At 44.0% G+C, this 16272-nt stretch carries 9 protein-coding genes, 2 tRNA genes and 3 rRNA genes; 2 read left to right on the plus strand and 12 right to left on the minus strand.

The window, feature by feature from the left end; translation table 11 throughout:
• Positions 1–27: 27 nt before the first annotated feature.
• The 12 genes from BacF7301_RS21090 to BacF7301_RS21145 form a co-directional block, all read right to left on the minus strand.
• Positions 28–1353, minus strand: coding sequence for a V-type ATP synthase subunit B (locus BacF7301_RS21090; protein ID WP_167965943.1), 1326 nt, complete (start codon positions 1351–1353; stop codon positions 28–30).
• 31 nt (positions 1354–1384) lie between these two features.
• Positions 1385–3145 (minus strand): V-type ATP synthase subunit A, encoded by a 1761-nt coding sequence (locus BacF7301_RS21095; RefSeq protein ID WP_167965945.1) that lies wholly within the window; start codon positions 3143–3145, stop codon positions 1385–1387.
• A 17-nt stretch (positions 3146–3162) separates the two neighbouring features.
• Positions 3163–4005 carry a DUF2764 domain-containing protein gene (locus BacF7301_RS21100; protein WP_167965947.1) on the minus strand — a complete coding sequence of 281 codons (843 nt, stop codon included), beginning with the start codon at positions 4003–4005 and terminating at the stop codon, positions 3163–3165.
• Positions 4006–4016: 11 nt separating this feature from the next.
• Positions 4017–4607, minus strand: a complete 591-nt coding sequence (locus BacF7301_RS21105; RefSeq protein ID WP_167965949.1) for a V-type ATP synthase subunit E family protein — start codon at positions 4605–4607, stop codon at positions 4017–4019.
• 562 nt (positions 4608–5169) lie between these two features.
• A 5S ribosomal RNA gene (rrf, locus tag BacF7301_RS21110) occupies positions 5170–5280 on the minus strand.
• A gap of 100 nt (positions 5281–5380) precedes the next feature.
• Positions 5381–8262 (minus strand): 23S ribosomal RNA (locus BacF7301_RS21115).
• Between the two features lie 161 nt (positions 8263–8423).
• Positions 8424–8497 (minus strand) — tRNA-Ala (locus BacF7301_RS21120).
• 71 nt (positions 8498–8568) lie between these two features.
• Positions 8569–8645: transfer RNA gene (locus tag BacF7301_RS21125), tRNA-Ile, on the minus strand.
• Positions 8646–8808: 163 nt separating this feature from the next.
• A 16S ribosomal RNA gene (locus BacF7301_RS21130) occupies positions 8809–10333 on the minus strand.
• Together the 16S, 23S and 5S rRNA genes with 2 tRNA genes alongside form the textbook arrangement of a ribosomal RNA operon.
• 161 nt (positions 10334–10494) lie before the next feature.
• Entirely contained in the window at positions 10495–10719 is a 225-nt protein-coding gene (locus tag BacF7301_RS21135; protein WP_167965951.1) for a hypothetical protein, read from the minus strand.
• Positions 10720–11027: 308 nt separating this feature from the next.
• Entirely contained in the window at positions 11028–12581 is a 1554-nt protein-coding gene (locus tag BacF7301_RS21140; RefSeq protein WP_167965953.1) for an ATP-binding protein, read from the minus strand.
• A 243-nt stretch (positions 12582–12824) separates the two neighbouring features.
• Positions 12825–13178: a hypothetical protein gene (locus BacF7301_RS21145; RefSeq protein ID WP_167965955.1), complete on the minus strand. Its 354-nt coding sequence runs from the start codon at positions 13176–13178 to the stop codon at positions 12825–12827.
• An 882-nt stretch (positions 13179–14060) separates the two neighbouring features.
• Between BacF7301_RS21145 and tnpB the strand changes: the two genes are divergently transcribed.
• Entirely contained in the window at positions 14061–14570 is a 510-nt protein-coding gene (tnpB, locus tag BacF7301_RS21150; RefSeq protein WP_073347688.1) for an IS66 family insertion sequence element accessory protein TnpB, read from the plus strand.
• A 69-nt stretch (positions 14571–14639) separates the two neighbouring features.
• A complete protein-coding gene (tnpC, locus tag BacF7301_RS21155) occupies positions 14640–16253 on the plus strand; it encodes an IS66 family transposase (RefSeq protein WP_167959613.1) in 1614 nt (537 codons plus the stop codon).
• The last annotated feature ends 19 nt before the right edge of the window (positions 16254–16272 follow it).

A 16272-nucleotide genomic window follows, 5' to 3' on the forward strand; every position in this document is an offset into this window, starting at 1 on the left:
TATAAATTATTAATTACAAGTTTATTATTATTCGCCTTTTGGCCAGTATTGGTCAACAAGGTCTTTCTTGATATTTACTTCTTCCGGGCGGAAGTATCTGCCGAGCAAGCCCCAAGCTACATCCAGCATTTCAGTAGTATCCAGATTGACATCAATAGCCAACAACTGATTCGAATAATCCTTTGCGAAGGCCAATGTACGTTCGTCGTAGTTCGTCAGGTCGAAACCGTTTTCCATCTTCGTCTTGGCATTGGCAGCATCGGCGTACAGACGTACGGCGGCATTCATCACCTGCGGATGGTCTTTACGTGTCTTCTTACCCGTAACCAACTGTTTCAGACGGGATAACGAACGGAACGGGTCAACAATAACCTTACCGATATCGCTATCACGACGCAGGAACAACTGACCTTCCGTGATATACCCCGTATTATCAGGTACAGCGTGCGTAATATCGCCACCGGACAAAGTAGTCACCGCGATAATCGTAATTGAACCGCCCGAAGGGAACTGTACCGCCTTCTCGTAAATCTTCGCCAAATCCGAATAAAGCGAACCCGGCATAGAGTCTTTCGAAGGAATCTGGTCCATACGGTTGGATACGATTGCCAACGCATCGGCGTAGCTGGTCATATCCGTCAACAGAACCAGGACTTTCTCATTGTTGTTTACTGCAAAATATTCGGCAGCAGTCAGTGCCATGTCCGGAATCAACAGACGTTCTACCGGCGGATTCTCGGTCGTGTTCATGAAGCTCACGATACGGTCGAGCGCACCTGCATTAGAGAATACATTCTTAAAGTACAGGTAGTCGTCATTCGTCATACCCATACCGCCCAGGATAATCTTATCCGTTTCAGCACGCAACGCCACGTTTGCCATTACCTGGTTGAAAGGCTGGTCGGGGTCGGCAAAGAACGGAATCTTCTGACCGGATACCAGCGTATTGTTCAAGTCAATACCGGCAATACCCGTTGCAATCAGTTCCGACGGTTGTTTGCGTCGAACCGGATTCACAGAAGGTCCGCCGATTTCCACTTCCTGTCCCTCAATCTCCGGACCGCCGTCAATCGGGTCACCGAAAGCGTTGAAGAAACGTCCTGCCAACTGCTCGCTTACTTTCAATGTAGGCGATTTGCCAAGGAACACCACCTCGGCATTGGTAGGAATACCTTCCGTACCTTCAAATACCTGCAGAGTGACATCGTCACCGGCAATCTTAACCACCTGTGCCAGTTTACCGTTCACAGTGGCAAGCTCGTCATACCCTACTCCCGTCGCTTTCAGCGAACAAGTAGCCTTGGTAATCTGAGTAATCTTGGTATATATCTTTTGAAAAGCTTTTGTTGCCATCTTACTTATTTACGATTTAACAATTTACGATTTACGATTGGATGCTTCTTTCGGCAATCAATTCCTTCAGTTGCTTCTGGAATCCTTCATACTCCTCTGATTTGAACTTCGAGTAGTTCATCTGCTTACAGACATTAATCATCTTCTTGAAGTAATCCATTACATCATTGAAGTTATCAAATTCAAATTCCGTATGACAGATGTCGATAATCATATTCAGAATATCTTCCTGGCGTTCCATCGGAGTAACGGCGTCGATTTCGTCGAAAGCATCCTGTTGCAGGATAACGAAGTCAATCAATTCCGATTTCCAGAAAGTAACATGGTATTCTACCGGTACACCGTCGTCACCGAGGATATTGATCTGTTCGGCGATTTCCTTACCACGTTGCAGACGAGTTTTGAGTTCATTTACCTTGCCAATCCATTCACCGTTGATATGCCCCTTGATATATTCCTCAAATTCCGGATATTCGATATATTTGGAATAAGAATCAATCGGATTCACAGCCGGATAACGTTTCTTATCGGCACGATCCTGTTCCAAAGCATAGAAACAACGGGCTACCTTCTTCGTATTTTCAGTTACCGGCTCTTTCAAGTTACCACCGGCGGGCGACACCGTACCGATGAACGTAATAGAACCCGTTTCGTCATTGCTGAGTTTCACATATCCCGCACGACCGTAGAAGTTGGAGATGATAGCCGAAATATCCATCGGGAATGCATCCGGTCCAGGCAACTCTTCCATACGATTGGACATCTCACGCAAAGCCTGTGCCCAACGGGAAGTAGAGTCCGCCATCAACAGAACCTTCAATCCCATCGAACGGTAATATTCTGCCAGTGACATCGCTGTATATACAGATGCTTCACGGGCAGCCACCGGCATGTTGGAAGTATTGGCGATGATGATAGTACGCTCCATCAACTTACGTCCTGTGTGCGGGTCGACCAGTTCGGGGAACTCCGTAAAGATTTCCACAACCTCATTCGCACGCTCACCGCAAGCAGCGATAATAACGATATCCGCTTCCGCCTGTTTGGAGATAGCGTGCTGAAGCACTGTCTTACCTGTACCGAACGGGCCGGGGATAAAACCTGTACCACCTTCCACTATCGGATTCAGCGTATCAATTACACGTACACCGGTTTCCAGCAATTTGAACGGACGCGGTTTTTCCTTGTAGTTCGTCATGGCACGTTTTACAGGCCATCTCTGAATCATAGTCACAGGGATATCGTTTCCTTCTTCATCCGTCAGGATAGCAATCGTATCTTCTATCTTATAGTCACCTTCCGGCATGATAGTTTTAACAGTAGCCGTTCCCTCCATAGTGAACGGAGCCATAATTTTCAACGGCTGGAAGTTTTCGTCCACCTGTCCCAACCATGCAGAAGCCTGCACTTTGTCACCGACATTCACCAATGGAACGAAATGCCATACACGTTCTTTATCCAACGGATACGTATATTGTCCTCTCTTCAGGAAAACTCCGTCCATCTTGTCGAGGTCATTTTGCAGACCGTCGTAGTTTTTCGATAACATACCCGGACCTAACGTCACTTCGAGCATGTGTCCTGTAAATTCGGCTTCCGCTCCCACTTTCAGTCCGCGGGTGCTCTCAAACACCTGGACATATACGTGTGAACCTACAACCTTAATCACCTCCGCCATCAACTTATCGCCACCGGTCGAGATATAACAAATCTCATTCTGAGCTACCGGTCCGTCAACGACGAGGGTCACCATGTTGGCAATAACGCCACTAACAGTTCCTTTTGTTGCCATATATTTTTAATAATTTATTATCTGAATTCTGCAGGGATCTGCACTTCGTTCTTCAGCGATTCGATGATGCTTCTGAACAACTGATTTCCTCTCTCCTTATCCAATGAAATCCACCGTTCAATCATTTCCAGCTTCAACAAGAAAGCGAAAATGCGTTCAATGGTGAAATAATCAAAGAAGATGGCATCTTCCATCCAGTTCCACCGCAAAGCGTCGAGTTTCTTCTCACGTTCCACCAATTCCGTAATCTCACTGATTTTCACCAACGATTCAAAAACATCCACCTCGCCGGACAATCCGAAGTCGCGGGCACTCGACGTACGCAAAGCTTCGCATATCTCCGTGTTTCCTACGACATTGGAAGCAATATCCCATTTGAATTTACGGCTCGTAAATGCGACAAGGATATTATTGATGTTGAGGTTGAATTCAAACCAGGCAGAAACAAACTTATTCCCACATTTCATGGCATATTCATAATACAATGCAGCCAGATGGTCTTCGTGCAATACCGTGCTTTCGGCAGGTGTATTCAAATAATCAATGATAAATGTAGAAAGATAAGCCGGAAATTCTTTAGGACTGATTTCTCCGCCTTCTCTTAGAATAGAAATGTATTCGGTGAGTTCCTCAGCAGAGTAGTTTCCCCGTTTGTCGATTTCCGCTTCCTTATCTTTGAGAAGTCTCAACACATTCGCGTTGTCAAACTTCAGATAAAACAAGTCAATCAACTTCTGGTCCGAAGCAGACAATCCGTTGTAGATTTCAGTTTTAAAGTCGGCTACTGTATAGCTCAGTTTGCTGTCTTCCAGCGAAAGTTCCGGCAAACCTGCTACCAAGTAATAGTACTTACTACTCATAGTCGCTTCTTTTAAAATAGCATTTCTACTAATTGAGGACGCAAGAACGCTTTGAAGTAATTCATGAATTCTTCTTCTCCGAAGTTCACCTTATAGGAACCGTCCGCAGGAGAAACGGTGAATAAAGTCTTGATACCGTTTACTTGCTGTATAGTCACTCCCTTATCCAACAAAGCTTTCGCATGAGCTGCAAAATACTTTTTCAGTGATTCGGCGTCGGCTGTCGAGATAACGATAGGTTCGTCAACGCTCCATTTGGAAGCCAATGCAACGATAAACGCATTCAGATAATCTTTATCCTGTGCGAAATCTTTCACAGAAGTAGTTACTAACTTGTCAGTTACCATAGTAGCCACCTCGGATTTGAGTGCATTTACAGCCTGACCGGCAAACAGTTTTAACTCTGATTTTGTATTTTCCACCAATTCATCGGCAGATTTACGAGAGGAATTTACAATTGATTCTGCTTCTTTGCGAGCATCCTCAATGATTTTTTTTGCTTCTTCCTGAGCATTCGCGATAAGTCTCTGCGCTTCTTCGTTTCCTTTTTCCACGCCTTCACGATAAATCTTATCGGTCAACTCTTGAATTTTGTTTTCCATATCAACAGGAGTATTTAGTATTATTACTGTATTAATTGTGTACCTCTTTTAGATTCTCGCCAAATTTACAAAAATCAATTTGATAAAAAAGAGAAAGATGAAAAGAAAAAGATTCCCTTGCGAAAAAATCACAGTTATACACTGTTTTTATTCCGTTTTTTCCCCTTTCTTATAACGAAATGACACTTTTCTGATTTTATCTGGCGAGAAAGCAAATATAGGGAATCTAAAAGACATCTGAAAACGAGCAAATACCGAAAGCGACAAATGGGATACTAAAACGGATATATTAAAGATTAAATAATAAAATAAGAAATTTAGGTAGAAAAAAATGAGGGGGCATGTAGAAAAAAGTAGCAAAAAAGAAAATATAGAGTAAACAACAAAAGTGCATAGAAGAAAATACAAAGCATGTAGAGTAAAGTGTTTAGAGGTAAATGTGAAGTATATAGACCGAACGATAAAGTGTATAGAGTAAAATACGAGGTATATAGAGCAAACTATGAGATGTATAAATACAGAAAGCCCCTTGATTCTTTGATGAATCAAGGGGCTTCTTCAAAAACGGCGGCTACCTACTCTCCCACTGTTACGCAGTACCATCGGCGTGACGAGGCTTAACTTCTCTGTTCGGAATGGGAAGAGGTGGAACCCTCGTGCTATAACCACCTGAATAAGGTTATGACATGATGAAAAAGTAAAATTTAAGTTATGTTTCTGTTTCTGATGTTTCTGTGTCAGCTAAACGTATATATCGCGCCCCGTACAAGTCCGAAAGAAAGTGAACGGGCAATTAGTAATGCTCGGCTATGATGTTACCACCTTTACACCTGCATCCTATCAACGTCATCGTCTTTGACGACCCTAAGAAATCTAATCTTGTGGCTGGCTTCGTACTTAGATGCTTTCAGCACTTATCCAATCCCGACTTAGATACCCAGCGATGCACCTGGCGGCACAACTGGTAAACCAGCGGTCAGTCCAACACGGTCCTCTCGTACTAGTGTCAGAGCCACGCAAATTTCATACGCCCACGATAGATAGAGACCGAACTGTCTCACGACGTTCTGAACCCAGCTCGCGTGCCACTTTAATGGGCGAACAGCCCAACCCTTGGGACCTTCTCCAGCCCCAGGATGTGACGAGCCGACATCGAGGTGCCAAACCCCTCCGTCGATATGAGCTCTTGGGAGGGATCAGCCTGTTATCCCCGGAGTACCTTTTATCCTTTGAGCGATGTCCCTTCCATACGGAAACACCGGATCACTATGCTCTAGTTTCCTACCTGATCGACTTGTATGTCTCCCAGTCAAGCGCCCTTATGCCATTACACTCTACGGACGGTTACCAATCGTCCTGAGGGCACCTTTAGAAGCCTCCGTTACACTTTTGGAGGCGACCACCCCAGTCAAACTACCCACCAAACAGTGTCCCCGCATCTACGGGTTAGAACTCAAATAATCAAAGGGCCGTATTTCAACAGCGACTCCACAAATACTGGCGTACCTGCTTCAAAGTCTCCGGCCTATCCTACACATCAATTACCCAAATTCAATGTTAAGCTATAGTAAAGGTTCACGGGGTCTTTTCGTCCCATCGCGGGTAATCGGCATCTTCACCGATACTACAATTTCACTGAGCTCACGGTTGAGACAGTGTCCAGATCATTACACCATTCGTGCAGGTCGGAACTTACCCGACAAGGAATTTCGCTACCTTAGGACCGTTATAGTTACGGCCGCCGTTTACTGGGGCTTCAATTCAATGCTTCTCTTGCGATGACATCTCCTCTTAACCTTCCAGCACCGGGCAGGTGTCAGGCTGTATACCGAATCTTTCAATTTTGCACAGCCCTGTGTTTTTGTTAAACAGTTGCCTGGACCTATTCTCTGCGCCCTACGTTGCCGTAGGGACCCTTTATCCCGAAGTTACAGGGTCAATTTGCCTAGTTCCTTAACCGTGAATCACTCAAGCGCCTTAGTATATTCAACCCGACTACGTGTGTCCGTTTACGGTACGGGTACCTTAATGATTAAGTTTAGCGGATTTTCTTGGGAGTATGCTTACACGCACTATTGGATTGTTCCGAAGAACGCTCCATACTATCAGGTTCGACTCTTGCGGTGGATTTGCCTGCCACAATCAACGTCTACACCCTTCAACGGACTATTCCGTCAGTCCGCGGCGCTATCACTGCTCCGTCTCCACGTCACTCATTAAGGTAGTACAGGAATATTAACCTGTTCTGCCATCGGCCTCACCGTTCGGCTGAGCCTTAGGACCCGACTAACCCTGATCCGATTAGCGTTGATCAGGAAACCTTAGTCTTTCGGCGAGGGGGTTTCTCACCCCCTTTATCGTTACTTATACCTACATTTGCTTTTCCACACGCTCCAGCAAAGCTCACGCTTCACCTTCGACGCAGAGTGGAATGCTCCCCTACCGATCATTACTGATCCCATAGCTTCGGTAAATTGCTTAATGCCCGATTATTATCCACGCCAAACTCCTCGACTAGTGAGCTGTTACGCACTCTTTAAATGAATGGCTGCTTCCAAGCCAACATCCTAGCTGTCTTAGCAATCTGACTTCGTTAGTTCAACTTAGCAATTATTTGGGGACCTTAGCTGATGGTCTGGATTCTTCTCCTTTCGGACATGGACCTTAGCACCCATGCCCTCACTCCTGTGATAGAACTAATGCGCATTCGGAGTTTATCAAGACTTGATAGGCGGTGAAGCCCTCGCATCTTATCAGTCGCTCTACCTCACATTAGTAACTCACAAGGCTGCACCTAAATGCATTTCGGGGAGTACGAGCTATCTCCAAGTTTGATTAGCCTTTCACCCCCACCCTCAGGTCATCCGGAAGCTTTTCAACGCTTATCGGTTCGGTCCTCCAGTTAGTGTTACCTAACCTTCAACCTGCCCAAGGGTAGATCACTTGGTTTCGCGTCTACTCCTTCCGACTAATCGCCCTGTTCAGACTCGCTTTCGCTTCGGCTACACATTTTGAAATGCTTAACCTTGCCGGAAAAAGTAACTCGTAGGTTCATTATGCAAAAGGCACGCCGTCACTTCTTACGAAGCTCCGACCGCTTGTAGGCGCATGGTTTCAGGGACTATTTCACTCTTCTATTCGAAGTTCTTTTCACCTTTCCTTCACAGTACTGGTTCACTATCGGTCTCTCGGGAGTATTTAGCCTTACCGGATGGTCCCGGCAGATTCACGCAAGATTTCTCGTGTCCCGCGCTACTCAGGATACCACTACGCTTAGTTTAGCTTCATATACAGGGCTATCACCGTCTATGGCCGTTCTTTCCAGAACGTTCTATTCACTAAATTTCATGCGATGTCGTGGTCCTACAACCCCATAAATGCCGTAACATCTATGGTTTGGGCTAATCCCCGTTCGCTCGCCACTACTAGGGGAATCATTATTATTTTCTTTTCCTACAGGTACTAAGATGTTTCAGTTCCCTGTGTTAGCTTCCAACTAAGTTGGATGACATTCCTTCAGAATGCCGGGTTGTCCCATTCGGAAATCTTCGGATTAAAGGTTATTTGCACCTACCCGAAGCTTATCGCAGCTTATCACGTCCTTCATCGCCTCCGAGAGCCAAGGCATCCGCCATGCGCCCTTGCTTACTTTCTTTCAAACTTACTAAATTGAGAATTGAAAATTGAGAATTAAAAAATAAGACTCAATGACAATACGTCAATCACGTACGGTTCGATATATACTTTTAGCTCTTTACTAAAATTTTACTTTTTTGTTATCATCATGTCAAAGATCGTTTCTCTTTTCAGAGATTGTGGAGAATAACGGATTCGAACCGTTGACCCTCTGCGTGCAAGGCAGATGCTCTAGCCAGCTGAGCTAATCCCCCAAGAGGTTATCAAGAATTCTGTTTTTGCTTTCGCTTTTCTTCTTGCTTTCGCTTTTCTTCATTCTTGAGCTTGGTAGTCCCAGGCAGAGTTGAACTGCCGACCTCTACATTATCAGTGTAGCGCTCTAACCAACTGAGCTATAGGACTAGTTCAACCTTGTCTACCTTAGTTAGACTCGGCTTCTTTTTTTCTCTTGTTTATCTCTATCTATATTATCTATAGATGGTTGATCTATATTTTATAAATAAACAAGTACCAGTAGTACAATAAAAACAGAACCTGAAAGTCATTTGCAACGACATCGCTCCAGAAAGGAGGTGTTCCAGCCGCACCTTCCGGTACGGCTACCTTGTTACGACTTAGCCCCAATTACCAGTTTTACCCTAGGACGCTCCTTGCGGTTACGTACTTCAGGTACCCCCGGCTTTCATGGCTTGACGGGCGGTGTGTACAAGGCCCGGGAACGTATTCACCGCGCCATGGCTGATGCGCGATTACTAGCGAATCCAGCTTCACGAAGTCGGGTTGCAGACTTCGATCCGAACTGAGAGAGGTTTTTGGGATTAGCATCCTGTCGCCAGGTAGCTGCCTTCTGTACCCCCCATTGTAACACGTGTGTAGCCCCGGACGTAAGGGCCGTGCTGATTTGACGTCATCCCCACCTTCCTCACATCTTACGACGGCAGTCTCTCTAGAGTCCTCAGCATGACCTGTTAGTAACTAAAGATAAGGGTTGCGCTCGTTATGGCACTTAAGCCGACACCTCACGGCACGAGCTGACGACAACCATGCAGCACCTTCACACCTGCCTTGCGGCTATAATGTTTCCACTATATTCAGGTGCAATTTAAGCCCGGGTAAGGTTCCTCGCGTATCATCGAATTAAACCACATGTTCCTCCGCTTGTGCGGGCCCCCGTCAATTCCTTTGAGTTTCACCGTTGCCGGCGTACTCCCCAGGTGGAATACTTAATGCTTTCGCTTGGCCGCTTGCTGTATATCGCAAACAGCGAGTATTCATCGTTTACTGTGTGGACTACCAGGGTATCTAATCCTGTTTGATACCCACACTTTCGAGCCTCAGTGTCAGTTGCAGTCTAGTGAGCTGCCTTCGCAATCGGAGTTCTTCGTGATATCTAAGCATTTCACCGCTACACCACGAATTCCGCCCACCTCTACTGTACTCAAGACTGCCAGTTTCAACTGCAATTTTACGGTTGAGCCGCAAACTTTCACAACTGACTTAACAATCCACCTACGCTCCCTTTAAACCCAATAAATCCGGATAACGCTCGGATCCTCCGTATTACCGCGGCTGCTGGCACGGAGTTAGCCGATCCTTATTCATATGGTACATACAAAAAAGTATACATACTCAACTTTATTCCCATATAAAAGAAGTTTACGACCCATAGAGCCTTCATCCTTCACGCTACTTGGCTGGTTCAGACTCTCGTCCATTGACCAATATTCCTCACTGCTGCCTCCCGTAGGAGTTTGGACCGTGTCTCAGTTCCAATGTGGGGGACCTTCCTCTCAGAACCCCTATCCATCGAAGACTTGGTGGGCCGTTACCCCACCAACTATCTAATGGAACGCATCCCCATCTCATACCGAAATTCTTTAATAATCCCATCATGCGGTGGGACTATGCTATCGGGTATTAATCTTTCTTTCGAAAGGCTATCCCCGAGTATGAGGCAGGTTGGATACGTGTTACTCACCCGTGCGCCGGTCGCCATCTTTTCTATTGCTAGAAAAATGCTGCCCCTCGACTTGCATGTGTTAAGCCTGTAGCTAGCGTTCATCCTGAGCCAGGATCAAACTCTTCATTGTAAAAGTATTGTTAATCTGCCCTTAGGCAGGTTTTTGCTCTGTTCAGGATGCCGTACAAAATTTATTGACTTCTTTCAATTACCTGTGTTTCATTTGTATTGCTACTTTTGAAACAAGTATTGACGGTTCTATTTTTTAACTTGTACTACTTGTATTGTTTATCAATATTTCAAAGAACTTGTTGCTTTCGTTTTAAAAGCGGGTGCAAAGGTAAGAGGTTTATTTTTAACCGCCAAATCTTTTCGGAAGTTTTTTTTATTTTTCTTTTCAACTCGTTTCTCAGGCTCTCTTGCGAAAGGGAAAGAATAATTATAAAAGAAAAAAGCAAAACCGCTTTCTTTGCGAATCGGACTGCAAAGATAAGAACTTTTATATTTATCTTCCAAACTTTATTGGAAGTTTTTTTGTTCTTATTTTTAAGACGTCTTACGCTTTATCACTAAGTCATTTTGTCAAGGCTTTCTTCTCTTGGAAAGCGGGTGCAAAAGTAGTTCCTTTTGGTATATACTCCAAATATATCACACTCTTTTTTCTAATTATTTTTGAATGTTTATGCTAACTGACTGATTGATAACGATGTTGTAGAACATGTTTTTCTTACTGACATTATTTTATACAAGATGCCCATACCTTATTATATAAAGCATCCATATTAGAACTGTTTTTCTATAACGGAGAAAGTTTCAAGATACATTCAGGATTCAACAATCCACTTTTCGATATTGCGGGTTTCCGCACTGAAGTTTACGCCTATTTTAAAGAGTTTGCGTCCGTCCATTTCGAAAGGAAGGGCGTAATGCTTGTCGTTAATCTGTTGTAAAGCCTCTTCCGCCGTGCCGTTCAGCTTAAATTCCATTATATAGATAAACTTATCAGTCTGCAGGACGAGGTCGATGCGTCCGTCACTCGTTTTATATTCCACGTTGACATAAAAACCAACCAGTTTAAAAACGATGAAAAGCACGTTCTCGTAATGCAATTCCTGGTCACGGATCACTTCGTAGGTAGTATCCGCAAAGAAACTCTGCAGGCGACGGAAGAAAGAGTTATAATCACCCGATTCCACTTCACGGACAAACTTCTGAATCTCAAAAGGTGACTCTACCTTATTTACATTCGCATAAAAAGGAAGTAGGAAACGGACAAACCCTTCTTCCACTTCACGGTTGGGAAAACCTAAACGATACATACCAAAACGTTCATCATATCCCTTAATAGTGAGATATCCGCTCTGATAAATCACTGGAATGGGGTTAGTGGATTCAGAGTCTATACTATTCAGAACCTGGGCATCGGTTTCTTCATGCGCCATCCGTTCCAGGTCATAATGATGTTTTTTAAGCAATTTCACCAGATAGGTAGGCGTACCCGTCTCAAACCAATAACTGCCGAACTCCTTGCGCTTGAAAGCGTTAAGCAGGCTGAACGGATTGTACATGCCTATTGAATTGTGAGTAAAATGATAGCCGTCATAGCACTTTCTCAGTTCCTCACAGAGTTCATCATACGTTATTCCTCGCGCTGCTGCAAATTCATGGAGTTCTGTTTCCAGATTTTCGTGGATTTCACGCTCGCTGACACCACAAATTTCGACATACTCATTCCACATTGAAATATCATCCAGGTTATTCAAGTCACTGAATACACTGACTTTGCCAAACTTTGTTACACCGGTGAGGAATGCAAACTTTATATACCCGTCCTTCGTCTTCAAAGCTCCATAAAATGGCTTCAAGGTATTTCGGAATTGCTTTTGGAGTTCTTCATTACCAATGGCTTGCAGCATAGGCTTGTCATACTCATCAACCAGAATAACGACACGTTGTCCGGTCTTCTCACAAGCACGCTGAATAACACCGGCAAAGCGCAGAGAAAAAGATGTCTCGGACGGACGGGTGCCGTATTGGCTTTCCCAATATTCCAGATTATCATTCAATATTTTATCCAGACTTTCCGGCGTATCATACTTTTCGATATTAAGATCCAGATGCAGTATAGGATATTTTATCCAGTCCTTTTCCAACTTTTCCACTGCCAACCCTTCAAACAGTTCCTTTTTTCCTTGAAAGTAAGCCTCTAGGGTAGAAATGAGCAGACTCTTTCCGAAACGGCGCGGACGACTCAAGAAGTAATAACGCCCAGTCTTGACCATTTGATATACCAATGCCGTTTTATCAATATAGAAATAGCCATCCTGACGAAGGCTTTCGAAATTCTGAATACCGATAGGATAAATTTTATTGCTCATAATCTCTGCTTTTATAAAAAAACACCTTTCTTGCAAAGATATATATTTTTAATAGAACTCTTCGCCATGGCAAGTTAAAAGATTCTTTTCCGTAATTCATTCTGCACATTTACCGGAAAATTCAAAGCCTGCAAAGGAAGTCTCCTCTCCAGGAGACAAATTTGAAAAATCACTTTCATAAGTCATCTAACGGCTTGCTACCTTCATAATAGATACACTGATTAAGGAGCATAAATTTATATTTCATTCCCCTTCTCGTTCCTCTTTCTCTATACGTAAACTGACAAGTTCAACCCATTTCTTTAGACCAAGATCAACGCCGCCTTTCTCTAACAGATGAAGAGCACCACCATAATGAAGGGCAGCATCTTCCCTATCACTGTTTATCCTACAAGACAACTCGCCAAGACAATATTCGAGGCGAGCCATTTGAAGATAGTCCACTAGAGTATAATCGTCTTCTACAGACAATTCTATCAATTCCTTTATCAACGCATATGCTTGCTCACATTGCGTATAGGTTAAATCAGAAAGAGGCTTATTCATTACAGGGTGCTGGGACAACTGAACAATGATTCGATTAAAGTATCCGTACATATTTTAAGCAATTTACCGCATCAGTTCCCGGTGGTGCGAAGGTTTATATATAAAAAGAGAGCGCAGGAACTATCTGCTTATGTCAATCATAGGTATCCGCTAAGACCCCCAGTGAACATAAGTGATAGTCCCACGCCCAATTGAGTATATAACAAAGATATATACAAATGTGCGCGAGACCTGTCACCTATTGTCATTCACTGGTAAAAAATTAGCGGATTTTTATGATTGAATGCAACAAATAACCGTTCTCAATAAATTATCAAAAAAGCTACTTTCATCGCTCGAAAGTAAACTACGGCAAAAGTAACAATTAATTGTTTATCAAACAAACGATATTGACTAAGAAGTAAGCATTTCAAGCAAATTTATTTGATTCTTCTAAAAAATTCAGCGCCCACTAGAAATGATAAAAAAATCATTTCTCATATTCTCATAGTTTCAGAACAACTATCTACTAATCAACAATATACAGTATGAGAAATAAAATTTAATACGGCATTTCTCATAGTTATTCCATCATTTTAGCCAAAAAACAGTACATTTCTCATACGTTTATTAATCATTTCTCATAAGAAAAGTAACACTTCTGAAACGAAAAAATCATTAAACAGTAACATATTTCAAGGTAAACATGAAGTCATGCACCGCTTAATTACATCTTATCAAGCGATACTTTACAACACACAAAGCAGACATCAAGAGGTCATCCTACTAATATCCGGACATCTTTCCTTAGGCAACTATATATCTTCCCTTAGTCATTGCCAAAGGCTCACTATTGTAAACAAATAGGCTAACAGTAAGTATTCGGCCTTGTGCGTGTTTGTTTCCCTTGTTTTCCTTCCTACCTTTGTGACTTCATAATTATCTTACTCCATTATGTGTTCAGTCTTAGTATTTTCTAATGAAAGTGAAAAGCTGCGTAGTCTCTTGTCTGAGTCTAATCATTTTGATTCTGTTCTTTTCATATTTGATGGTGGTCGTCGTTATAAAGTATCGGCTTCCAGTCTTGGTATCCATTCCCCTCAGGACCTACTTCTCCCTTTAGGTCTTGGTCTTTTCCGTAGCAGTCCTTTCTGGTCTTATTACCTTTATCCCCAAGGTTGTAATTTCCATAAAGGAATTGACGGTCTTTGTGGTGAGGTCATCCGGCACACGGGTTCTTACGTGTCAGAGCAGAGCTGCCATATTTTTCTTGACCGTTCCCGTAGCAGGTTGCATATCCTTTATCGGTGCGACGATGAATACCGTCTGGAATGCCGTCGTCTGAACCACGGTTCTTTCCTCTTGAAAAAGGACGAACGGAAGAGGGATTTTCTTCAAATTTCCTGGAATCGCCTGAATGAGCTGCTTACTGTTAAAAAGTATCGGAAAACAGTTGAAAAGTAATCTCCCGTCCTATAAGCCGTACAGCTTTATTTTGATAACTTTGCCACATAATAAAAAAGTGGATATACAGTGAAAGAACCAGTCATTACCCTTACTTTGGAAGAGTACGAAGAGTTGCGCAAGGAACGTGAACGTCTTGAAAAGGAGCATGCGGAACTTCAGAGAAAATACGAAGCCTCTTTGCAGGAGTATTCCCGCCAGGCCGGGGAAATCTCAGCCTGTACAGCCGTCATAGCTGACTTGAGATGGAAATTGGCTGACTTGACACGCCGTTTATGGGGTAAATCCAGTGAAAAACGTCATCTTCCCGAAGATGCCAGCCAATTGAGCATCTGTTTCGAATCCCCGTCCGATGTCAATGACCCGGTAGCGGAAGAACAGAAAATAGCTGAGAAATCTGTCAAATCGGAGAATGGTTACAACCGTTTCCGTAAGAGCTTCACCCAAAAGATTACTCCCCACGCCCGTAAGCCCATCGACCCGTCCCTTCCCCGTGAGGAAATCATCATTCCCATGCCGGAAGGTCTTTCCCTGGAGGGAGCGACAAAGCTGGGGGAGGAAGTGAGCGAACAATATGCCGTCAGCCCTGCGCGATTCTATGTGAGACGCATCATCCGCCCTAAATACCGACTTGCCGACGGTCGTATCATGACTGCTCCCATGCCCGTAATGGCACACCCTCACAGCAATGCGTCGGAAAGTATACTGTCCCACATTGCTACCGCCAAATATTACGATCATCTGCCTCTGCACAGACAGCTGGACATTTTTGAGCGTGAAGGCATCCATCTGAGTCCTTCCACCGTAAGTAACTGGATGATGGCCGCCGCACAGCGTCTGGAGCCGGTCTATAATGAGCTTCGTGAACTGGTCAAGGACAGTTATTACGTCATGGCCGATGAGACGCCCCATCCCGTACTTGAAAGCGACCGTCCCGGTGCCCTTCACCGCGGGTATATGTGGAACTTCTATCTGCCCCGGTTCCATACCCCCTTCTTTGAATATCACAAGGGACGTGGCAGCAGTGGAATAGACACACTGCTGGCAGGACAGGTCCGGGTGGTACAGAGTGACGGTTTTGCAGTATATGACGAGTTCGACACGCTACCCGGAAAGTTGCACCTGTGCTGCTGGGCACACGTCAGGCGCAAGTTTGTGGAAGCGGAAGGAAATGACCCTCCCAGAGCAAGGCATGCACTTGAACAAATAGGCAGACTGTATGCTGTGGAGGAGAAAATCAGCATAGAACATCTGGAAGGCGGGGCTGTAGTAAAGCTTCGCCGGGAAGAATCGTACCCTATTATCAAAGGACTGGAAAAATGGTGCAAGGAGGAATATGAACATACGGTTGAGAAATCGCCTATTGCCAAGGCCATATTCTATATGTACACACGATTTGAACAACTGTCCGGATATGTCAACGATGCACAATTCTGCATTGACAATAATCCGGTGGAGCGTTCTATAAGACCATTGACTTTGAACAGAAAAAACACTCTTTTCTCCGGTTCACATGAGGCGGCACATGCAGCGGCAATATTCTTTTCACTGATGGGATGTTGCAGGGAAAATAAGGTGAACCCAAAACTATGGATGCAGGACGTGTTGATCAGGGTACAGGAGAAAGAAAGAGAAGAGAAAAACGACTACTCCGATTTACTGCCATTTAATTGGAAAGGATAAACAAGATAATTTAGTAAAG

The organism is Bacteroides faecium (assembly GCF_012113595.1).
GTDB classification, from domain to species: Bacteria; Bacteroidota; Bacteroidia; order Bacteroidales; family Bacteroidaceae; genus Bacteroides; species Bacteroides faecium.

Coding starts and splice junctions, on each gene's coding strand:
- BacF7301_RS21090 (WP_167965943.1), bottom strand. CDS start 1,353: ATGGCAACAAAAGCTTTTCAAAAGATATATACCAAGATTACTCAGATT.
- BacF7301_RS21095 (WP_167965945.1), bottom strand. CDS start 3,145: ATGGCAACAAAAGGAACTGTTAGTGGCGTTATTGCCAACATGGTGACC.
- BacF7301_RS21100 (WP_167965947.1), bottom strand. CDS start 4,005: ATGAGTAGTAAGTACTATTACTTGGTAGCAGGTTTGCCGGAACTTTCG.
- BacF7301_RS21105 (WP_167965949.1), bottom strand. CDS start 4,607: ATGGAAAACAAAATTCAAGAGTTGACCGATAAGATTTATCGTGAAGGC.
- BacF7301_RS21140 (WP_167965953.1), bottom strand. CDS start 12,581: ATGAGCAATAAAATTTATCCTATCGGTATTCAGAATTTCGAAAGCCTT.
- BacF7301_RS21145 (WP_167965955.1), bottom strand. CDS start 13,178: ATGTACGGATACTTTAATCGAATCATTGTTCAGTTGTCCCAGCACCCT.
- tnpB (WP_073347688.1), top strand. CDS start 14,061: ATGTGTTCAGTCTTAGTATTTTCTAATGAAAGTGAAAAGCTGCGTAGT.